The sequence below is a fragment of the Pelomonas sp. KK5 genome (assembly GCF_001984095.1).
Classification (GTDB): Bacteria; Pseudomonadota; Gammaproteobacteria; order Burkholderiales; family Burkholderiaceae_C; genus KK5.
Genome location: NZ_LYVQ01000018.1, coordinates 25,032 through 46,525 on the forward strand (window position 1 = coordinate 25,032; position 21,494 = coordinate 46,525).

The following is a 21,494-nucleotide window of genomic DNA, read 5'->3' on the forward strand; positions in this document are numbered from 1 at the left end:
TCTGATAGGCATCATATGCCGATCATTCCGGCATGCCAACGCCATCGCCCAGGCATGCGCAGGATCCGATCTTGGTAGCCCTGGGCAATGCAATTCGTGAGACCCGATTGGAACTGCGGGTATCGCAGGAAGAACTGGCGCACCGAAGCCAGATCGATCGGGCTTACATGAGCAGCATTGAGCGCGGTGGCCAAAACCCGGGGATCATTTCCCTTGCGCGCATTGCGCAGGCGCTGGGCATTTCGCTGAGCGATTTGATGGCACGGGCACAACTCTAGTGACACATTTCGCCCTGTCGTTGGGCGTCAATCATCCGCTAGCCGCTGGGTTCGCTTCAGGACAGCCAATGATCTAGTTGATCGGCTCCCCGGGTCGGCAGTGCTAGTTCGCGCTGCGCCGGATCGCTCATGTAGCCAGCGGCTCGGGGCGTCATCACTGTTGCGGAGGCGGGTCGGGCTCCTTCGATGCATGCTCCGTGCGTTCGAGAGAGGGAGGCCGAATTGGGCTGCCTGGTCATCGCGTTCGCCTGCGCGCTGTTTTCCAGCGGGGCAGTCTTGGCGTTTGACCTATGAGCCACTGGGCGACAAAGCTGAGCGGTACTTCAGCATCGTGCCAGTCGGCCAAATTGCCGATAGGTCTAACACGGTTTACTCGCGTCCACCTTGCAAAGCTTCTCAAGGCGACCTAGCTATAGCGGTCACGAGGTTGTGCGTTCGGGTGCTGCGCGACTGTCGGTGCTACCGAACTGAAGTCATACAAAAGGCAGCAAATTCCACGGGGAGTTGCTCATGTCAAAACACCAGATCTTTCTCGTGCATGGCATGGGGAATTTCGAGGCCGGCTGGTCCGAAGTGATACGCAAGCGTCTTCTGGATGCCTTCGCGCAATACCCGGCCCTCAAGGATGGCGGCTTCGCCGATGCCTTTGAGTTCAAGGAGATCCTCTACAACGACACGTTTGAGGCTTGGCGAAAGCAGTGGCGCGAGGACGCCCAGGCAGCCGCCAATGCGTTGACCGCAGTTGGTGCCAGCAGCGACGCCGTCCAAAAGCTGATCGAGGCTGCCGGTGCGCCCGGCGGCGGGGGCTTCATTGCGACACACGTACTGGACGTTGTCGCCTTCCGTTTTCTCACTCCCATCGCGCAGACGGTGAGCCGCAGCGTGCAGGCGCAGATCCTGGGTCACATCAAAGCCTTCCCAGTCAACGACACGCCACGCTATTCGATCATTGCCCACTCGCTGGGCACATCAGTGGTCTACGAAACCTTCCACCAGATGCTCACCCAGGTCGTCGACGGCGGCCTCCTGACGCCAGCGTTCCGGCCAGACAACGTCTTCATGGTAGCCAACACTGCCAAACTGCTGTGGAACCGTGGCGAGGGCACTGCCTATCCGACTGTCCTCTCGCCCGACCTCATCGACAACAGCGGACTGTGCTTTCGCTTTTGCAACTTCCGCCACGCGCTGGATCCGGTGCCTGCAGTCGACAGGTTCAATCCTCCAGACGACTGGTTTGCTCCAAGCGCCCCACGCTCGACTGTTTACCGGGATGACCTCATACCCGCCGGCGATGTGCAGGACATCAACGTGCACGCGTTCGAACACTATTTGAGTCATCCGATCGTGCATGTTCCCATCCTTCGCATATTGACGGGCTTCGACAAGGGCGTTAGCAAGGCCGAGATGGATGATGCCATCGAGAAATGGCGAGCCAAGACCCTCTCAGCTCAGAAGCTTGCCAAGGCCAAGATCGATCTGACAGCACTGGCCGTCAAGGTGGCCACGCAGGCTTTCGGCGACGAGATCGCCATGTTGGCTGCAGTGCGCAAGTTGGCGGTCGGAAGTGCCTTGCGCGATGGAGAGACGCCATGAGGATTCGGTTCGGGCGCGCACCTGCGCTGGCCACGCTCGCAAGTTTCTTCTTCATCGGCGGAAGCGCCTTCGCAGCGGGCCAGTGCCCATTTCCAGACGCCACAACGGCCGTGGCGAACTACGACGCCGCGCTGGCCCGGCTCAAGTTGCCGGATTGCCTGGGTGACCGGAAGGAGGACAAGGCACCCGTTGTCGCCCGATTTGACGAACTGACGAATCAACCGATCAACCTCGGACAGACAGAGCGGCTGATCGCTGCCGTTGACGCGTTGACTGGCGAGGCAGAGGCGCGGGCCAGCGAATCGGGGCCGTTGCAGGAAGATTGGAGGGCCATGCTGCAAGAGTTCCGTAATGTCCGGGCCCAACTGGGAACGTTGGGCTCGGTGCAGTCCAAGGTTGGGTGGCTAGCGACAGGCAGCGAAGCGGTTCCTGCAAAGTGGCGGAAGGTGTCCGCCGGCATGATGCCGGTTAAGGTTGCAGGGCGCGACGTAGATTTCCTGAAGTCCATCGGTTGCACGAACAATGCACCCTGTGACGCCTTCCAGAGTCAACTGGATCTGGTACGTTTGGCGAATCTCATGGCGCGCCTGGCCGGATACCTGCAGTCCCCATCTTTGGCCGATCAATATGCCGATGCCAAGCTGGCTCTTGCGCAGTGGGAAGCCTATCGAACCAAGGCGCACCACCAGTACATCTGGGAGGTCTGGGTCAACGGCCTAGCGATGGGCAAGGACCTTTGCCCGGTGGATGCCGGAACCGGCATGAAGATGGGTTTCTGCAAGGTACCGCAGAGCCAATGGATTCTGCTTCATCCAGACGCCGCGTTGCGCTTCTCAAATTCGGCGACGAAGTCATCTGAGCTCAAGCCTGCGTTGCTCGTGGAGATCCTTGGGCGCTACAGCTGGAATTGGAAGGCGGTCAATGGCAGTCCCAGCGCAGAAATGGAATCGCGCATGGGCTACTCGCTCGCCGCGACCTACACCTCCACGAACAACGAGAAGGCCTGGGGTTTCGGTCCCATGGTCCATTTGGGTGATTACTCGTTCGCGCTGACCAAGGCGCGCGGCGGTGGGCGTTGGAGCGTTGTGGTCAACATACCGCTTGCCGACAAAGTCTTTGCTCGCAAGCAAGAGTACGTCGATGCCTTGCAGAAGGTTAAGAAGGAAGGCCTTGCTGACCTGCTTATCAAATGACCCGCGGCGCGAAAGCGACAACGAGGTCCGCACGCAAGGCGCGGAGGAAGCTGGTCTAGAGGGGGAGAGCCATGAATACGTTGCGGACGTCCGATGCGCTGTTGGTTTTCTTCCTGGGCCTGCCGCTCGTTGCGGCGGGCGCTGACGATCGAAGTGCAGCAGACACCCCGATCTCGATGACCGCTGGCGAGGAGAAGGAAATCTGCGTTGGGGTGAACGCACAAATCAAGGAAGTGCCCAAGTACGGGACATTGCGAACAGCGGGAGACTCCTCCAAGGGAACGCCAGTCCAGGTGTTCTATAAGGCCGCCGAAGCTGCGACCGCAGTCAGCGACAAGCTGACCTGTGCGGCCGGCGCCGACGAAAAGAAGTTGACCATCGAGGTCATCCCCAAAGGGCGCAACAACACGACTGGATTCAGCGACGACGTGTATCCCGAGGCCTTCAAAGCCCTGTTCCTCTTGCTCGTCGTGGCGACCGTACTCGAGTCTGCGCTGGCCATCCTCTTCAACTGGCGTCCGTTCGTCGAGACCTTCAATGCCCGGGCTGTGCGGCCGCTGGTCTCGTTAGCTGCGTCGATGTTCCTGGTATTTCAGTTCAAGCTTGACATCGTGACGGGCCTGGCGAAGCTAATCTCGCCGCAGGTTCCCGCGCTCGACTGGACCGGTGCGATTCTGACAGCGATGGTGCTCGCAGGTGGCAGCGCAGCGGTCAACCACCTCATGGTGTCACTTGGTTTCCGCCAGTTGCGCACACCTGAGAACACTACGCCGACGCCGCCAGCGGGCAAAGGCTGGATCTCGGTCAGTATCGTTCGCACGGAGTCAATCAAGGGGCCTGTCGTAGTTTGCATTGGCGTGGACTCGGGCACGGGAGTGCCTGTCGTCGCCAGCTTGGACGATTCGACCCGCGCCGGGTTGCGCTACTTCCTACGTGACCGTGGACGATTTCCTGCCTGGGGCGGCTATGCCATGAAGACTGGCGACAAGGTGACCGTCAAGGTGAGTGCGAAGCGCGCGGACGGGACGGGGGAAGTCGATGACACGTGGGGGCCCGAAGTAATAGGGGAAGGCGCGATCATCGACCTCAAGTTCACCATCTGAGTGGTGGACAGATGGGATCTCGCAGGCAAGTCCAACTCGTTAATCACAGTTTGCGAGGCCTCCATGACTGATGACGATGCTGAACAACGTGTCAACCGCCATGCACAGTGGTTGAACAAGCTGGCACAGCGCGATCCCAAGCTACATGCGCAGCTGATGGCCAAAGGGAGGCGCTTGGTTCGGGAACGCCATGCTTCTTCGGCCCCGGCTGCCGAGGACGGCATCACACTGGAGAGCACGGGCGGCGACGAGGTCTTTGACGACTTCGTTCTGGAGACCCTGGTCCGCGAAGGCCGCCCGGCACTGATGGTCCAGCACAACGCCATCCAGTTCAGCGGCACGCAAGCGGATGTCGAGGCCCGTAGCATCCTCGAGGAACTGCGGGCGGCCGCGCCGACCATTGAACCCTGGTTGCCCAACATCGGCCGCATCGATGTTGCCAACTATGCGGGCAACCTGCCTTTCCTCGGCACCGGGTGGCAGGTGGCCCCCGGGATCTTGGTGACCAACCGTCACGTAGCGGAACTGATGGCCAAAGCCGGTTCGGAGGGTTTCGTCTTCAAGCCCGGGCGCTTCGGCGACAGGCTCGTCGCCACGGTCGATTACCGGCACGAGCATGCCGTTCCCGACACCGCGGTCGCGGCGATCAAGCGCGTCCTGTGGATTGAACCCAACGAGCAGAAGGCGGACATCGCCTTCCTCGAAGTGGGGGAGACAAACGGACGGACCGGAGGCAGACACCTGATCCTGGCGGACCACGACGCCCAGGACGGTGATTCCGTCGTTGTGATCGGTTATCCCGCACGCGCACCGGACTACGTCATTCCGGATCAGTCCTGGATGGACCGTGTCTTCGGCGGTACCTACGACATCAAGCGCATCGCGCCGGGCCTGATGGGGCCGACGAGCCGCGGCTGGGCCACCCACGATTGCTCGACGCTGGGCGGCAACTCCGGGGCAGTGGTCATGGACATGGGAAGCGGCCATGCGGTCGCGTTGCATTTTGCGGGCCTGTACCGGGTAGAGAACTACGCCGTCCCCGCGTCGGAGATCCGGCGTTACCTGGACCGGGCACCCTGGCGCGAGGCCCGGCCTTCCGGGTCCACGCCCCCGCCGCTGAGTCCCCCCCTCCAATGCCCGTCTCGGAGGCGCTGTTGCCGTCACCTGGTGGGAACCTCCCCGCCAGCTCCGGCGTGCGCAAGCTGTCGCTGAGCATTCCCTTGCAGATCGACGTCTGCGTCGGCCCGGTCGATTTCCTAGAGGTCCGAAACGCGATCCTGACGGCCGGCGCGCCTGGCGCCCCCCCATTGTCCGACGCCGATCAGGCGGCCCGATCGCTGGCGCGCATGCTCGACGAAGTGTCCGGGGTTCATGCGGTGCGTGCAGGAGCCCTCATCGCCGATGGACGTCTGGCGGCGTCCGGTCTGGTCGTCTCAGCACATCCAGCGCGCATCCACGCGATCGAGGCCGTGGCGCCGCGAAGCTTCCAGGGATTCGAGGTCGTAGTCGAACCGGCTTCCGTGCTGGACCAACTGGGTAGAGTGCAGGGAACGATGGCGGCCGAAGCTACCGCTTCGTCGATCGCGTACAACGACGCTGACCGGCGCGGCGAAGCGTTCCGCTTCAAGTGGCTGAACGAGGAGATGACGCTAACCCTGCACGTCGGGCCGGAACGCAGCTGGACGCAGTTGGCGGCCTTCCTGGCCGGGACACGCGAACGGCTCGTGTCGTCGATCTACGAATTCCATGCCGCGCACATTGCCGGCGCGGTGAGCGGGAAGCTCGATGAGGGCATCGATCTGAAGCTGGTGGCCGCGCGGCAGACACGCAACCCCGCCAGCGGCAAGATCGCCGAGGGTGACTTCGATCGCAGGAAGACCTTCGCGGACTGGGAACGCCGCCATCCGGACAACTTCGAGAACATCTACGTCCCGATCGGCCGCCGTGGATTGGTCGCTAACTCGTACCACATCAAGGTCAGCGTGCGCGACGAGCAGGATGTCTGGCTCTCCAGCGGCAACTGGAAACGTGCCAGCCAGCCGCTGATCGACGACGCGGACCTGGACGATCCGCGCGCGACCTCGCGCGCCGGCAACCGGGAATGGCACGTCAGCCTGAGCAACCGGAAGCTGGCCGACCTGTTCCGCAACCACATCCTGGAGGATCTGCGGGTCTGCCGGGACGAACTCGGCGGGTTGCTTGAAGCCGTCGAGGACCCAGTCATGGTCGACGTCCCGGCCGTCCTCGAAGAGGCTGTGGTGCTGGAGGCCGTGGCCGAGCGCGTCTTCGAGCCGCTAGACATCGGACCACGGCGGGTGCGGGTGAAGCCCCTGCTGACGCCGGACCGCCAAGGCAAGGTCTTCACCGAGGCGGTGCTGGCCCTGATCGAATCGGCCGAGGAACAGCTCCTCTTCCAGAACCAGTACATCAGCTTCGCCGGGGTGACCTCGGGCAACCTGAAGGTCCTGGTCGACGCGATCACGCGCAAGTCCCGGGTCCTGGAAGACTGCCGCCTCATCCTGCGCAGCGGCGGCGACGGTTTCCTCGACGACATGCGGGCGCTCAAGCGCAACGGCCTCGATGTCGAGCGTTGCGTGAAGCGCCTGGCCAATACCCACACCAAGGGCATCGTGGTCGACGGCCATCGCGTGCTGATCGGCAGCCACAACTGGAGCTCTGACGGCGTCACGCTCAACCGCGATGCCAGCCTCATCTTCGACGACCGCGAGGTCGCCGCCTATTTCCTGGAGGTGTTCGAGGCCGACTGGATGCGGGCAAACGCGGTGAAGTTCGAAGCCCTGCAACCGGAAGCGGCGCCGCGGCTGGCCAAAGGGGATGCGCCGCCGCCGGGCTTCGTGCGCATGAGCCTGGCCGAGTACCTCGAACGCTAGGGCGGGCATGGACGGCTACGACGCGCTCCTGGCGACCACGCGGCGACTGCTGTCGGCGGGCGGAGCCTTGCAGTCGATCGACGGGAGCGAACAGATCGACCGGGCCCAGCTGAAGCAAGGGGTGGTCCGCCATCTGGCGCGCCTGCATCCGGCCAACCCGACCAGCTTAGAGGCCGCGGCCCAGACCGTCCTCGACGCCGCGGACCGTGGCCTCGACGGCTCGGCGCCGCAGGGCGACGCCGCGGTACGGGAGTTCGTGCATGATGCGCTCGAGGTCATCGTCCAGGTGATCGGCCGTCCAGCCCTGCGCATGCCGCTCGGCAAGGTGCAGTCGCCGGACAACGCCAGCAGGGGCAACGAGCTCTGGACCGCCTGGCTCGGCACGCATCGCAAGCAGGTCGACAAGGCGGCCGCGTCGGTGGCGAAGCTGTACCGCGTCTTCGCCAACGGCAAGGAGACGCACATCGGCACCGGATGGCGTCTGGGCGCCGACCTGATCGTGACGAACCGGCACGTGGCAGAACTGCTGGTCGCCGACGCCGGGTTGCCGGTGGCGGCCTGGTCCCTCGACCCGCGCTGGACCTGCGTCGCCGACTTCGGTGCCACCGACGGGCCCGCAACGCCGCTGCGTTTTGCCGCGAATGCGCTGCTGGCCTGTGCGCCAGAGCCCGCGATCGATCTGGCGGTGCTGAGGCTGGCGCCGAACGGCGCGATGTTGCCGAATGCGCTGGTGGTGTCCGACGACGAGTCCTTGCTGGGCGCCTACTCGGGCGGTCCGACACCGACCTTCGAAGGGCAGCCGGTGTACGCGGTCGGTCATCCGCTGCAGCGCCTGGCGGGCAGCGAGGTGCTGTTCGTCTTCGGAGACGCCGACGGCCGCAAGCGCTGCTCGCCCGGCCGGACCACGGCCTTGCGCGAGGGCGCGACGAACTTCGAACACGACTGTTCGACCTTGCGCGGCAACTCCGGGTCGCCGATCTTCGACCTCTACACCCACCAGGTGCTGGGCACGCACCGAGGGGGACGGTCTTCCGATCCGGAGGGCATCATCGGGGATGCGAACGCGGCGGTGGCCGTGTCGCGACTGGTCACCCATGCCATGGGAAACATCCTCAAGAAAGGCATCGTCGAGCAGCATGGCCAAGCCTAGTCCCTCCCAAGTCGAAGACCTGGTGCAGCTCTTCGTGCGCACGCTGTCGCCCGGCAGCCTGTCGTGGCTCGCTAGCGCGTCGCTGGGCATCGACCTGCTGCGGGTGGAAGGCGACAGCGTCGGCGACATGGCGGCCCTGTCGAGCAAGCTGGTGGCCCGGCTGGTCGACGCCGATAAGCTGGAAGAGGCGCTGGCTCTGCTCAAACGTGAAGCCAAGCAGAACCCTTATCTGGTCGTCGGGCTGCGAGAGATCCTGGAAGGACGCAGGCTGGACTCCCCGCAACTGCAGTCCCTGCTGACGGACTACGAACCCTTCTTCAATTCGGCGAGATTCCAGCGGATGCTGCCGCGCGTCAGCAGCGTGGTCTGCGCCGTAGCCGTGAAGGAGGAACTCAAGGGGACGGGGTTTCTGATCGGCCCGGACTTGGTCCTGACGAATTACCACGTCCTCCCGGGATGCCTGCACCCGAATGGCGGTGCAGACAACTTCATCCAGGACGTGTCCGGAAGCCAGCTCCAGTTCGTTTTCGACTACCAAAACGAACCGCCCCCGCAGCTGAGCAGCACCGCGGCGGGTCGTTCAGGCAGGGTCGTGATCGTGCGGGCCGCCGAGAGATGGCTTGTCCATGCGCGGCGGACGCGCCCGGGAGAAGGCACTGTTGCCGCAGAAGCCGTCGGCTTGCAGCACGACTATGTGGTCGTTCGTCTGGAGCGCGACATCGGCAACCGGCCGAGCCGTGTCGGCGGGGGATGGATCCGCGGTTGGCTGCCGCTACCCAAAGAAGAATGCGACTACGTGAGCAAGAAGCGCGTCGTCGTTTTCCAGCATCCGGGCGGCATGGCCCAGCAACTGGACGTCGGATACCTCGAGCAGTTGGACGCGACCTCGACGCGTGCCTGGTATCGCGTCAGCACAGTGCAGGGATCGTCCGGCGGTGCGGCCGTGGATGCGAACGGCGAGCTCCTGGCTCTGCACAACGCCGCTGTCGATTCGCCGCCCGGACCGCCCGCGCCCAGGCTGGAAGACCGCGTGAACCAGGGCGTCCGGATCGACACCATCGCAGCCGATCTTCGGGGTTGCGCAGCTTGGCAGGACCCTCCGGATCCCGACAAGCATGCGACCACGGTCTGGTCGTTGAACGACAACACCCGCGAGCCGCGCCCCATCATCGGCAGACGTGTATTCCGCGAATCCGTCGAGGAGATGATGACCGGGGACGGGAAGCGGGTGATGTCGGTCATCGGCGAGTACGGCACCTTCGTGCGTTTCACGATCGCGTTGTTGCAACGTATGCTGGGCAATCAGGCTCAGGTCGTGCGCTTCGGCCCCGGCAACATGCAGAAGCTGGAACCGGCGGACTTTGCTCGGGCCTTAGTGGAACAGCTCGGCGTGGCTTCCGATCCGAAGGATCCACGGCCGCTGCAGACAGCGACGGAGACCCGCGAGCGTTGGCTAGGACTCGACCTGCCGGCCTGGGTGGCCAGACAGCTGGCGCGGCATGCGAAGACTCAGCCCGGCAGCTTCCCGGCCTGGGTAGTCATCGACGTGGCGGTCCCCCCGAACGACACTGTCTTCTGGACGGACGGCCTGCGCGAGCTGGTCACCGCGCTGGTCGGCGTGCGCGATGCCGGCCAGGTCGTCGACATTCCCCAATTGCGCTGGCTGTTCCTGAGCACGGCGCCCTTGCCCGCCGCCGGGACCGACCATCTGAAAGAAGACCTGCGCGGCGACGTCGACCTGCCCGATGGTTTCAGGGAATGCATGCAGAACGCCTGGCAATCGATCGATCAGCTGGAAGCGGCGCTGCCCGAGGGCTTCCTGCGAACCATCGCCGTCACCACGCTCAAGGACAACAGCCGCGCGGCCGCACCGCAGTTGGCCCGCAAGGCCTTGGCCGCGAAGGTCGTCGATTTCCTCGAAAACGCGCACACGCCATGAGCATCCCACCGAGCGAAGAGGAAGACCTGTCGTCGCTGCCCGCATGGGCCATGCGCGCCATGCAGGGGGCAGGTTCGCCCCCCCTGGTGCCGGAGACGAAGAACAGCCTGGACGACAGCCCGGTCTGGCCGCTGCTGCTCGACGCCGCCGTGGTCTCGACCTTCATGCCCTCGCAACTGGCCAAGGGCCTGACGATCGGCATCGGCCGCCCCGACGCGGAAAAGACCGTCCTGCAGTTCTCCGAGCCGTCGATCACGGCCTCCGGCACCGAATGGGAGCTGCGGCGCGACGCGCGCACCGAGGTGCTGCGCCTGGCCTCGGGGTCGAGCGAGCTCGCGGCGGCGGTGGCGCGCACCGCCACGCTCTTTGCGGACCCGGTCAGCGAAGCCTTGCGCCTGACGATCTCCGGACAGACGCTGGTCGATGCATCGATGGCGCTCCCGCGCCTGGAGGCGTTGCGGGTCGCCACATCGGTGCTGAGCGGGGTGGACACTGTGACGCCGCCGCTGCCCTTGAACCAGTTGGATGGCTTGATCCGCAAGCGCCGGATGGTCGAGCAGTTCGAGCGCGTCTGCGGCAAGGACTACGAGCGCGACGTGGTGGGGCGCGGCGACGAGCTCGAGCGGCTGCGGGCCTTCGTCGGCGTAATCTCGGCGAAGTCGCTGGTCGATACCGTGTCCCGCGGCTTCGCGCACCTCAAGCGGGCGCTGACAGGACGCAAACCGCTGGTGCTCTGGGGGACGGGAGGCGTTGGCAAGACGACGCTGCTCTCGCGTTTCATGCTCGAGCACATGAATGCCGCGGACCGGAAGTATCCGATCGCGTACCTCGACTTCGATCGGCCGAGCATCAGCCCGAAGGATCACTTCGGGATGTTCGCCGAGATCTGCCAGCAGGTCTCAGCGCAGTTCGAAGAACTGGAAGCGGGGCTGAGCGAGCTGCGCAACCGGGCCTTGGCGCTGCAGTCGGAAAGCATCGCCCAGGGGCCCGAGTCGGGACCGCTGCTGCGAGAGTTCGTCGAGGCGTTCCGCCAGCAGGTCGACACGCTGCTGGACCGTCTGGAACGCGCGTTCGAATGGCAACGGCCCGTGCTGATCGTGCTCGACACCTTCGAGATCGTGCAGTACGACGCCAACCAGGTGGCCCACATTGAGCGTTTCCTGCGGCCCTTCCTGACCGCCGACTGGCGCAGGTTGCGTCTGGTGATCTCCGGACGTCGCCGCCTCGACGACTTCGAGAGCGAGGTGGACCAGGAAGAGCTGAAGGGAATCGACGTCCATGGCGCGGCCACCTTGCTCGGCCGCCTGGCCGAGCGGGCGTCCAAGTCGATGAGTCCGAAGGTCGCCCTCGAGCTGGCCGAAAAGCTGGCTACGCGGCGCAAAGGTCTCACGCTGGAGAAGCTGCGCGTGCACCCCTTGCGCATCCGCATGGCCTCCAGCCTGCTGAGCCCGGATTGCCCCGAAAGCGGCGATGAGATCGCGCGGTCGATTCTGTCGGAGCTGGCATCCGGCGAAACTGGGGACGCGGCAACATGCATGATCAACGGCATCCTGATCCGCCGGATCCTCAACCATGTGCGGGATGATCGTGTCCGCGCACTGGCCGACCCGGGGCTGGTGGTCCGCCGCATCACGCCGGAGGTCATCGTCCGCGTCATGGGACCGGGCACGCCCGCACCAGACCCGGCCATTCCCGGCTTCGATCCGTCGGCCATCGACGAGGAGCAGGCCCAGGATATCTTCAACGCTTTCTCCAGCGAGGTCTCCCTGGTGGAACGCGACCTCGCGGCCCTGAGGCACCGGCAGGACGTGCGCAACGAGATGCTGCCGCTGATCAGGCTTCGCGACCGGCCGCAGTTCGATCTTCTCCATGACCTCGCGTTCGACCACTTCAGCGAAAAGGCCGCGAAAGGCGACCCGGCGGCGGCAGCCGAAGCGGTCTATCACGGCCTCTGGCGAGGCGAGTCGTTCGAGGCCCTAGACAGGCTCTGGACCGTGGGACGGGTCACGGACGCGCGAATCGACCCGGAGGAATTCGCCGCGGGGTCCGATGCCGAGCTGTTCCTCAAGACGCGTAACCGCGAGGGTCTGTCGCCGGATGACGTGCGGCGCCTGCCGCACAGCATGGCGCTGGAGTGGGCGACGGGGTTCAGCAATCAGTTCCTGCTCAGCGATCAGCCGATGCAGGCGGTGGAAACCATTCGCGCGGCGCTCGGGCCGGCCTTCGAGCACGGGGCGAAGGCGCCGGTGCTGGTCGCTGTCGCCGCCCGGCTGCTCTTCCGGGCGGGGCGATGGAAGGACTGCCGTGCGCTGATCTCGCGCGCGCTGCACGAGCTGCCAGAGTCCCGCGGCGCCAGCCGCAATGCGCGTGCCGATCTGCTCCGGCTTGCGATCCACATCGCCGCGAAGTCGGGGGACTCGGCGGCGGAGATCTCTGAGGCGATCGAGTATCTGCATAGCTGGGATGCTGTCGTGTGCACGGAAGCCACGTCGTTTCTGCTGATCGGCCGCCTGCAGAAGAACGTCCGCATGACGCTGAAGGGACTCCGCGAGATGCAGGGCGGGGACATCGCCCAGGTCTCTGACCGGCGCTGGAACGCTTCACGACATATCCTCCGCTGGGCGATCCTGGCCAGCCCGCGGGCAGAGCGCGAACTTGTCGCGAAGTGGGTGCAGCTGTCCAGGTTCCTGCCGAGAGTGCGGAGTCACCGATTGCGCGACCCGCAGTTGGCCACGGTGCTTAAGGACGTGCTTGGAACGCGTCCGCCCGACGACCTGGACGAGCGTGACAGGATCTGGCAAAAACGCAGCCGCATGCTGTCCACGGCCGTGCGCGAGAGCGGAGAGTTCATCCCTTGCATCCGCTATCTGATGGTGTTCGATCACGGCGACTGGAACCTGGTGTTCGAGCATGCGCTAGCGACGGCATTGTCCGGGGGCGAACCTGGCCTGCGGGAGTACCTGGGCGGACTGGAGTTCCTGTCGTCGCGGTCCGTTGCTGCGGGCGACATCATGTTTGAGACGGTGAGGTCGGGCCGCTTTCTGGAGCTCGCGAAGGCACTGTCCAAGTGGAGATCCGAGAGACAAACACAGCTCCTGCTGTCGGATTCCGAAGGAATAGATGCCTACCCGCAGACGATCTCGAACATCGCCATCGCCCTCCTCCGGTGGCATGAGACATTGAAAGAGTTGGCCCTACAGAGGGGTTGGAATTCTTGATGATCATGCAGCGGAACGGCGCAGCCTCGTTGTGGCTCCGACCTTGGGGCCTAGCACCTTGTGCCGTGCGTCGGCGCGTTTCCAGACGGCCACTTTTGTGGCAGCACTGAAGAAGTGCTGCGGGGAGATGTATGCGCCGAGATGCCGCAATCGAGGAGGGCTGCGAGCTCGTTCCTAGTGATATAGGTAGTTCGCTGCAGGCGCCGGCTTCTGTGTGAGCATGATTCCGCTGCATGTTGCAGCTCCGGCTGGTACAGACTTGTCTGCGTCGACCGTGGCATTCGCCGCCAGCTGCAGTAATCTGCCTGTGGTCAGTACGATGGGCGCCCAAAGTAGTGAGCTCGAACGGTTCTCATCATTTCAATCGCGCCAAAAACTGCATGCAGTTGTGCCCTCCACAGCGGTTCCTCCAACGCGGTCCTGGGTATAGGTCAACCTGCCGCTCTCGGAGCACTGATGTCAGGAGCGCGAAAGTCTCTTCCAGGTCGTGATCAGCCAACCGGCCGCAGGCTTCGAGTGACCGGCTACAGCGTTTTACGGACGCTGCGCGCGATCAACCCAAATACGCATGCTGCGCTGAGAGGTCAATGCTGCCCGGCACCGGCGGGCTATACGACCGGAATCCGCAACGCATCAGGTGGTCGGTGCGCTAAGAGCCTCCCGGCACGCCGCCATTCAACACGGCGCCCCGTTCGGAAGCGACTACACCGAACTCAGAGCGACCGAAGCCCAATGCCTTGCGCTGCCTCACTGCCTCATCGCAGAGTAGCCCTGCCGCCACAACGTCCTCCGAAATCTTGACCACGTTGTTGCAGACGTTGATCCGCGCTGTGCTTCCATGAATATTCCAGTTCAGTTCAAGCCGCTCGGGAGGTCGCCATGCACATTTGCTCAACGGACCGGAAGACGACGCTGAGAATTTCCGAATCGCATCGCTGAGCCATTCCTTCGTCACTTCTCGGGCGAGAACGGGAATTAGCCAGCGTGGCGATCGTCGAACCTGCTGGACGAAGGTTGCAAAACCCGTATCGCCGTAAGCCTTCGACGTCGGCCACCCGCCGCTGCGTTCATGCTGACCACCGAGCCATGCCAGCGTTTGCGCCATCGCCGCACCTAGCGGACAGACATACGAGGTGATTCCGTAGTCGATCTGTCCCGCATGCCATTCCACCGCGACACAGTCACGGTGGTCGCCGAACATGCTGTCCACTATTGCGCTGCACTGCTCCCAAGCGTGCCATCGAAGCCAAACGGAGTCGACCCAGCTTTCAAGGTCCAGGTCGGATCCATTTTCGTGATGATCGCCGCGGATCTCGACAACCATGGCGTTCCCCGACAAGGCCAGCGTCAGCTCAGGATGCAGGTCTACCGAATCGCCGCCAAAGATTTCCGCGTCGGCTTGCTGACGAAGGGCATGCTTCCACTCGCCCCCTAGAGGGCGTGCAAAAGGAAGTCCGCAGTCAGGACAGGTCCACCCGTGCATTTGCAGAGGATCGATGATTCGGCGGCACCTCGGGCAGCGATCAAGGAGCGCCTCTGCATGCCACATGCAAGAAGTTCTCCGCCAGTCTTGGAATTTCCACGAGTGATACCGCTGCGCCAAACAAGCGCGGCACCAACGAAATGCGCAACAGACTTGGTTGCGGCTATCGAACTTGGGTGGGTCGACGCCACTGCCAACGAAGAGACTCGTCGCGACGCCGGGAGGAAGGTCCAGCCGCGTGCAGGCACGGAAAGCGACAGTGCTCGATGGAAACATCATCGGGAGCCTGACTGTGGGGGTCGCGTTCACTAGCCCCCTGAGCACGTCGCCAATAGCAGCTCCATTTCCGTAGCCGAGCTTCAGACCGACCGACAGTACCGATTCGCCTTGCCTGTACCAAGCGGGATTCCAACCTGGAAGGCTCATTGCGTCCCTCTGCGTTGAGCAGTCGGCGCCAGAGCATCCGTCTCTGGATTGCCCAGCACCACGAGCGAATCGCTGAGGCCGCAAGAGTCAACGCAGTGGGCCGCGAAGGCATTCAGCTGCGGTCTTCCGTGCTCAGCGGCGATGGCCTCAGCGGAGAAGAGAAAGCGTCGGGCCGCCGCCGTCACGTACTCCATCCCAATTTCGTCAACGCCTCGCGCCGACGCCTTCAGAATCTTGCTGAAACGCTCCTGCATCGGCGCGGCAAAATCCGCAAACCTCATGCCGCGCGACCAAAGTTCAGGGCAGTACTCTTGGGTGTAAGTCCGGCCGCGAGGCTCAGGGAATCTCGTGTTGTCATAGTGCGTCAGTACGTCACGCAGTTCCCTCGGCACCACCCCTCGAAAACGATGCAGGCCGACAAGAAACTCCGCCACCAAGGTATGCCTTAACGCGCGCTGCAAGCGACGAGGCATGGCGAGTAGCTCGCTTTGACCTGCAAGCACGCAGAAGCAGGAGAGTCCTCTTTCAGCCTTCAACTCTTCGAGCAGATTCTTGAGCCCATCAAATTGAGGAATGCTGAGGTTCTCTGCGCGATCAAGAATCAAAACGACGAGACTTGTTCCCAGAAGATCGGCCTCCACAGCGATCTGCGTGATCAGTACATTGCGGCGCTTCTGGACAAAACCGGATGTCAACGCATTTGCCGGCATCAGTTGCCCCCAGAGCGCATCAGCTTGTTGACGAGCACGCACGTCATCAGGCCGGACCACCTGTGCGTAGAGGACGACCGCCGTCTTCGCGTCCCTCATGTTTTTGCATATGTGTCGACAGCACGTGCTGATTCCTTGCTTCGGCGGTCCATGGATCGTCATGCCCCGATCTCCGTTTGAAATCCGATCCTTGAATACCTCAATGCACTCCTGCATTGGCTTAGTGATGAAGCTGGTGGTGTTTCCTGCGACTGGGTGCCGGCTCATCGCAGTCCCCTCAGAGGTTTCCGAAGATGTTCGGCGAGGTGGCACCGGCTCGCAGTTTTTTCGATGCGCCGAACGGGCTCTCAGCGCTTGAATCGTCTGGCTCGACCTCTGTTCGTGCGGCGTACTCCGCGAGATGGTCACGAACTTCAGGAGCCAGGTTGATGTATTGCTCGTTGCCGAGTCCATGGCGATTCATAAAACTGACTACGCCAGCAAGGACTGCCTCGGCGGCATCTTGCGTCTTCGCGGCCTCCCCAAGACCTTGCAGAACGCCCATGATGAGTTGAGGATCGTCGGCCCTCCCAGCAATTCCTTCGTTCTTACGAGCCGCCCTGCATGCCTTGCGGAATTCCAGCGTGTGCGGCATCGAATTGAACTCGGCGAGCAGCATGACCGGGAAGACCAAGTCGGGACGCTCAAGTGGAACCGCGTGTGCGTACCTAGCGTCCTCTTGGACGTAGAGATGGATCCGCCTGTCCCGCAGGTATCGCAACTCGGGATGGTCTGCCAGTTCACGTGACCCGTACTTGCCGGAGAAATTGATGCGCCACGGTCCGCTGCTCCCGCGCTGCCGAGTGAGGGTCGCTGTATAGCGCGGCAGCAGCTTCCAGAGGTTGACCTTGGTGTTCTCGTCGAACGGCTTGTCGAAAGCCTTCTGCGTCACCAAGCGATCCTGCAGAAGCGTCAGCGGACTTACACCGCCACAAGCTGCGTTGGGACGCGCATTCCAGTTTCTGCAATAGACATCGAGCAACTCCTCTGCCAGCGGCAGGGCCAGGTGATACCGGACGGCTGCGTTCTCTGGCTGCCTGCGGGACGGTGACTGTGGCCCAGTACCAGTGGATGCGGGCAGCAGCTCGATGAACGCGGCGAGGTGCGCAAAGTAGCCTTCTATGCATGAACGGGCGGTTGGTTCTCCAACGCGCTCGCTGACGACATTGCAATGAAGCACCTGGCGGGCAACGTCCAACGATTCGGCGGAAAGATGACTTGCATCCGCGTCCAACGCTAGTTCACGCCATAGCCGTGGGCCAATTCCTGGAACCTCGGCTGGATATGCCGCATCCTTCGAGTAGCAAAAATTCTTATTTTCGATCGTTAAGTTGTATCGCGGCTGCGGTTGAAGCGCACGTACCAGCAGCCGCTTTACGTCATTGGTGTCGTATCTAGTTCGGACACTGAGCGCACTCGACATGCAAACCCGGCTTTCGTGATCGACGGCAGCTAGCGCCCAAGGCCGTCGACAGCCGATGGAGATGAAGCGATTTCCCGGCGCGGGTACGGACAGCTCAAAGCTGCTATGTGCTCTGTGCTCATCCAGCTCCAACCTGTCAAGCGCGGTACCTTCCCTGCGTGAGAATCCGCGTCGATCCGCATTCTGGTCACGCTGAGCCAACTTGCCAGCTTCGTCTCCCAGCTCATTTCTGACGGTGGCGACGTGCTGGTCCCATTTGCGCGCGCTGTACCACTCCCAGATTGCGTTCTCGCCTTTGCGAGAGGTGTCGTATGGCCACTCACTGCGGTCATCCAGCCCATGCGCGCGGCATAACGAATGAAAGGCTTGCACAAGGGCTCGGCGATTGATCATGGCGACGGGCGGCGCGTTCCCGATGCATCGCGTACGAGAGAATCGGACCATTTCGCGGTGAATGTCGGGGTACTTGGCGAAGCAGTCGGCCAAGACTCCTGAACGTCCGCGCCCCTCGGCGGCCTCGATCGGATCGAAAGGAAGCCGGCGCACTGGTTTCTTCCTGCGCGGGTTTTTGAATCCCGGCACACAGACGTGCAAGCCAAGCATCCGCCCGGTGATCGGATCGCGCAGGATTGCGCGCTCAACGAGGCGTCTGGCCGCCAGCGCCGAGAGGCCGGTGACGTTTTTGATCTCCCGCTCAGGCGCCAGCGCCCACCAGAGTCTGACGGCCGCACACCTGGCCGCGTAAGTGGCGCGATGCGCGAAGTCGATCGTGTCAATGGCGGGAAATGGGAGCTTATCGATGTCCCCTGCGTCGGCAAGAATTTCTGAACGGCTACGCCTGGGAAGAATGGCTCCGCGGAAACGCCCGGCCCGTTCACAGTTGGTCTTCATGGGTCACCCCCAGGCTGACCAACCACCGCATGTTCAGAGGCGACTCTGCGATGGGAAGCTGTACCCTGCCGGCACGCCAGAGGCGGGCCGCCGCGACCTGCATTGCCAAATCACTGGCGCCGACAACGGCTGCCAACTCGGAGATGGTGCGAGGCCCATCAACAAGTCGCAGCATCGCTTGCGATTCGATGCCTGTTGTATCGATGACCTGGCCTGAGTGAAGAACGTTTTGCAAGCCCAAGCGGCCGCGCAGTTCATGGCGCCGCTCTGCGAAGAACTTCCACGGCATCAAGCGGTAGCCTGCTCCTGCAGCTTCCGCGAACTCCTGCTTAGCATTTACCCCCCGCGAATTGCCGCCCTCTGCAGAGACGCAGTCCCAGTACACGACGGATCCCGACCGCAATGCAACCTTCAGAGGGAGCTTGGTGGTTCTGGTCTTGCCTTCGATCTTGTAGCTGATGACCAGGTTCACGACCTGGACATCGACAACGAGCGGCTCCGTCTCTGCCCAGGCAAAGAGCGCCTCTTCCAGGCGGTTGTTCAAGCACACCTGGCTGGAGTACAGGCTTAAGGCGTGGTGTTCGCTGAAGCCCTTGCGCCGTGCCGTTCGCGGAGACAGCGGCTCAGCTGGCGTGACAGGGGCGGCGGTGCGCCGGACAGGCAAGTTGAACGGGACCAGAATGGAGCCGATCCTACGGAATTGCGAGGGGAAACTCATGTTGCTTTGCCAGATTGACAAACTGCGAGACAAAGCCATCCCCCGACCCCCTTGACGCCGGGGGTCGAGCGTCCCATACTAGGAGTGCGTTCCGGCAAGTTCGCATCTCTCTAGTACCGAACGTGGCTTCGGTCTGGCCAGTGAGCCGCTCTAGGCTTCCTTTCGGCGTTACTAAGGAAACCCCTGACGGGATCCGTCAGGGGGCGTCCCCTCCCCTGTTGATCAGCGCATGAACGCCTTGCTCAGAGGTATGGGTAGCGTCGAGGATATAGCCTCGTCGATACCGTTGCAACAGACTTCTCGGCGGCGTGCCGATACTTCGGCGGCGTCAGTTTCATGGCAATTTATTTAAATCTACATTGAATATAGATTTAAATAAACAGTGCCGAAATTTTCATTGGCGACAGTGACTTACCCGCATGTCTTGGATGCGGTTCCGCCAAGATCGGTGCAGACCATCTAGGCGCGCGGCTCCCTCCAGAGGGGCTTCCGTATTGCTTTGCGCTCACGGGTGAGTCGCATTGAATGGCGCCCACTTTTTAATATCAACCAAGGGCGCCATTTTGGTTCACCAAGATCATAGATTCAGGCGATATCGCTCGACCAGATCGTCATTCCCATGACGAGCGCACCTTAGATCGAGAAACACCTGCCCGACCGGCGGCAAAGGCACATTTACTCGTTGACGACCGCTTGAATCAATGACACGAAGCGATTCAGCACGCAGTATCCTGAGTCTGCCTCAAGAAAATCAACTAGTTGCGCGAGGAACCTCTAGAGCGGAGTGCGCCTAGCGGTCCACAAGCTCAGGCCATGCCGGCCCAAGCTGAGCTTGCCAACCACACTGCTTGATGCGGCCACCCGTGCCGATGAAGCGCTGGGCCATCAACCCTGCTGTGCTTCCCTACCCGGTCCGTGGCGCAGCGCCAGCCAGGCGCCGAGGGTCATCGCCACCAGGGCGAAGCCGGGCCCGCCCAGCGCGCCGACATGGTCGACCAGCACGCCGCCGCCAACGGCGCCGCTGGCGATCGCCACCTGGAAGCCCGCCACCAGCAGACCGCCGGCCGCCTCGGCCTGGTCCGGCGCGGCGCGCACGATCCAGGTCTGGAAGCCCACCGGGAACGCGCCAAAGGCAAGGCCCCACAGCGGCAGCGCAATGGCCGTGACCACGGCCGACTGGCCGCCCGCCAGCAGGCAGGCCGCCAGCGCCGCGATCAGCGCCGCGGCCAGCACGATCGCATGCCGCTCGCTGCGGCCGGCCAGCCAGCCGCCGAGCAGGTTGCCGAAGAAGCCCGCGACGCCATAGCCCAGCAGCACCCCCGAAACCGCGCCGGGCGACAGGTGCGCCACCTGCTCCATCAGCGGCCGGATGTAGGTGAAGCCGGCGAAGTGGCCGGAGATCACCAGCAGCACCGCAAGCAGGGCCACGCGCACCGGCGGCCGCCTCAGCAGTTCGGCCAGCACGCGCAGGTTCGGCTCGCCGAGCGGAGGCATGGCCGGCAGCGTCGCGAACTGCACCAGCCACGTCAGCACGCTCACCACGCCTGCCGCGATGAAGGCGCTGCGCCAGCCCCAGGTCTCGCCCATCCAGGCGCCGATCGGCGCGGCGCAGACGGTGGCGACCGATACGCCGGCCAGGATCAGCGACATCGCCCGGGCGAACTGCGCCTCCGGCACCAGCCGCATCGTCAGCGCTGCCGACATCGACCAGAAGCCCCCCAGCGCGATGCCCAGCAGCACCCGTGCCGCCAGCAGGCCGCCGAGGCTGCCGGCCGTGGCGGCCAGCGTGTTGGACACCACCAGCAGCAGGCTCAGCGCGAGCATCACGAGCCGGCGGTCCAGCCGCCGCGTCAGCAGCGGCAGCGAGGGCGCGGCCACCGCGCCGACCAGCGCCGTCGCGGTGACCGCCTGGCCGGCGGCGCCATCGCTGACGCCGAGGTCGGCGGCCATCGCGGTCAGCAGGCTGGCCGGCAGGAACTCGGCCATCACCAGGCCGAAGACGCCCAGCGTCATCGACCCCACCGCGGGCCAGTGCGTCGGGGACCTCGCCGCGGCCGGCGCGAGGCCGGCATCGTCGAGGCAGGCGGAGCAGTCGGAAGAACTCACCGGGGATTCCTTTCTGTTGTACTTGCAGGAGCACGGATGCTAGGTCTACGATTCCGGCGTTTGAATGCCGAGGAAACCGAATTGCTTGCCTTTTCGTCCGATTCCCTGACCCAGCCCGGCGAGCGCGACCTGCTGAGCCGGATCCTGCTGGACCTGCGGCTGGATGGTGTCGAGTACGGCCGCTGCCTGATGCGCGCGCCCTGGGCCGTCGCCTTCCCCGCGCAACGCTCGGCGCGCTTCCATTTCGTCGGCAGCGGCGGCTGCTGGCTGCGCACGCCGACGACCGACTGGCAGCAGTTGCGTGCCGGCGATGCGGTGCTGCTCCCGCTGGGC

15 protein-coding genes are annotated in these 21,494 nt (G+C 63.6%); 10 read left to right on the forward strand and 5 right to left on the reverse strand.

Annotation, left to right across the window (positions count from 1 at the left end; translation table 11 throughout):
* The first annotated feature begins 71 nt into the window (after positions 1–71).
* The 9 genes from B0W88_RS04240 to B0W88_RS04280 all read left to right on the forward strand — a co-directional run bounded on the left by B0W88_RS04240 (position 72) and on the right by B0W88_RS04280 (position 13,365).
* A complete protein-coding gene (locus tag B0W88_RS04240) occupies positions 72–278 on the forward strand; it encodes a helix-turn-helix domain-containing protein (RefSeq protein ID WP_233151616.1) in 207 nt (68 codons plus the stop codon).
* Positions 279–788: 510 nt separating this feature from the next.
* Positions 789–1,871: a hypothetical protein gene (locus B0W88_RS04245; protein WP_144006604.1), complete on the forward strand. Its 1,083-nt coding sequence runs from the start codon at positions 789–791 to the stop codon at positions 1,869–1,871.
* Positions 1,868–3,064 carry a hypothetical protein gene (locus B0W88_RS04250; RefSeq protein WP_077033414.1) on the forward strand — a complete coding sequence of 399 codons (1,197 nt, stop codon included), beginning with the start codon at positions 1,868–1,870 and terminating at the stop codon, positions 3,062–3,064. The genes B0W88_RS04245 and B0W88_RS04250 overlap by 4 nt, the downstream gene beginning before the upstream one ends.
* A 71-nt stretch (positions 3,065–3,135) precedes the next feature.
* The gene (locus tag B0W88_RS04255) at positions 3,136–4,167 is read left to right on the forward strand and encodes a hypothetical protein (RefSeq protein WP_077033415.1); all 1,032 of its coding nucleotides are present in this window, start codon (positions 3,136–3,138) and stop codon (positions 4,165–4,167) included.
* Between the two features lie 63 nt (positions 4,168–4,230).
* Positions 4,231–5,379, forward strand: a complete 1,149-nt coding sequence (locus B0W88_RS04260) for a serine protease (protein WP_144006605.1) — start codon at positions 4,231–4,233, stop codon at positions 5,377–5,379.
* Positions 5,361–7,058, forward strand: coding sequence for a phospholipase D-like domain-containing protein (locus B0W88_RS04265; RefSeq protein ID WP_158080795.1), 1,698 nt, complete (start codon positions 5,361–5,363; stop codon positions 7,056–7,058). Before B0W88_RS04260 ends, B0W88_RS04265 begins: the two co-directional genes overlap by 19 nt.
* A 7-nt stretch (positions 7,059–7,065) precedes the next feature.
* A complete protein-coding gene (locus tag B0W88_RS04270; RefSeq protein WP_077033418.1) occupies positions 7,066–8,208 on the forward strand; it encodes a serine protease in 1,143 nt (380 codons plus the stop codon).
* Positions 8,209–8,230: 22 nt separating this feature from the next.
* Positions 8,231–10,147 carry a serine protease gene (locus B0W88_RS04275; RefSeq protein WP_158080796.1) on the forward strand — a complete coding sequence of 639 codons (1,917 nt, stop codon included), beginning with the start codon at positions 8,231–8,233 and terminating at the stop codon, positions 10,145–10,147.
* A complete protein-coding gene (locus tag B0W88_RS04280) occupies positions 10,144–13,365 on the forward strand; it encodes an ATP-binding protein (protein ID WP_077033420.1) in 3,222 nt (1,073 codons plus the stop codon). The genes B0W88_RS04275 and B0W88_RS04280 overlap by 4 nt, the downstream gene beginning before the upstream one ends.
* Before the next feature lie 649 nt (positions 13,366–14,014).
* Here B0W88_RS04280 and B0W88_RS32855 read toward each other — a convergent pair.
* The 5 genes from B0W88_RS32855 to B0W88_RS04300 form a co-directional block, all read right to left on the reverse strand.
* Positions 14,015–14,848, reverse strand: a complete 834-nt coding sequence (locus tag B0W88_RS32855) for a hypothetical protein (protein ID WP_144006606.1) — start codon at positions 14,846–14,848, stop codon at positions 14,015–14,017.
* Between the two features lie 422 nt (positions 14,849–15,270).
* Positions 15,271–16,083, reverse strand: coding sequence for a hypothetical protein (locus B0W88_RS04285; protein WP_077033421.1), 813 nt, complete (start codon positions 16,081–16,083; stop codon positions 15,271–15,273).
* A gap of 178 nt (positions 16,084–16,261) precedes the next feature.
* Positions 16,262–18,337, reverse strand: a complete 2,076-nt coding sequence (locus B0W88_RS32860; protein WP_144006607.1) for a hypothetical protein — start codon at positions 18,335–18,337, stop codon at positions 16,262–16,264.
* Positions 18,321–19,055: a hypothetical protein gene (locus tag B0W88_RS04295; protein WP_077033423.1), complete on the reverse strand. Its 735-nt coding sequence runs from the start codon at positions 19,053–19,055 to the stop codon at positions 18,321–18,323. The genes B0W88_RS32860 and B0W88_RS04295 overlap by 17 nt, the downstream gene beginning before the upstream one ends.
* Positions 19,056–19,940: 885 nt before the next feature.
* The gene (locus B0W88_RS04300) at positions 19,941–21,161 is read right to left on the reverse strand and encodes an MFS transporter (RefSeq protein WP_233151617.1); all 1,221 of its coding nucleotides are present in this window, start codon (positions 21,159–21,161) and stop codon (positions 19,941–19,943) included.
* Between the two features lie 81 nt (positions 21,162–21,242).
* On the opposite strand from B0W88_RS04300, the gene B0W88_RS04305 reads away from it, so the two are divergent.
* Positions 21,243–21,494 (forward strand): cupin domain-containing protein (locus B0W88_RS04305; RefSeq protein WP_233151618.1); only part of this gene is annotated, 252 nt, incomplete at its 3' end.

Excerpts from the sequence above, each read along its gene's own strand:
- B0W88_RS04245 (WP_144006604.1), top strand. The coding sequence starts at position 789 with ATGTCAAAACACCAGATCTTTCTCGTGCATGGCATGGGGAATTTCGAG.
- B0W88_RS04250 (WP_077033414.1), top strand. The coding sequence starts at position 1,868 with ATGAGGATTCGGTTCGGGCGCGCACCTGCGCTGGCCACGCTCGCAAGT.
- B0W88_RS04255 (WP_077033415.1), top strand. The coding sequence starts at position 3,136 with ATGAATACGTTGCGGACGTCCGATGCGCTGTTGGTTTTCTTCCTGGGC.
- B0W88_RS04260 (WP_144006605.1), top strand. The coding sequence starts at position 4,231 with ATGACTGATGACGATGCTGAACAACGTGTCAACCGCCATGCACAGTGG.
- B0W88_RS04270 (WP_077033418.1), top strand. The coding sequence starts at position 7,066 with ATGGACGGCTACGACGCGCTCCTGGCGACCACGCGGCGACTGCTGTCG.
- B0W88_RS04280 (WP_077033420.1), top strand. The coding sequence starts at position 10,144 with ATGAGCATCCCACCGAGCGAAGAGGAAGACCTGTCGTCGCTGCCCGCA.
- B0W88_RS32855 (WP_144006606.1), bottom strand. The coding sequence starts at position 14,848 with ATGCACGGGTGGACCTGTCCTGACTGCGGACTTCCTTTTGCACGCCCT.
- B0W88_RS04285 (WP_077033421.1), bottom strand. The coding sequence starts at position 16,083 with ATGAGGGACGCGAAGACGGCGGTCGTCCTCTACGCACAGGTGGTCCGG.
- B0W88_RS32860 (WP_144006607.1), bottom strand. The coding sequence starts at position 18,337 with ATGAAGACCAACTGTGAACGGGCCGGGCGTTTCCGCGGAGCCATTCTT.
- B0W88_RS04295 (WP_077033423.1), bottom strand. The coding sequence starts at position 19,055 with ATGAGTTTCCCCTCGCAATTCCGTAGGATCGGCTCCATTCTGGTCCCG.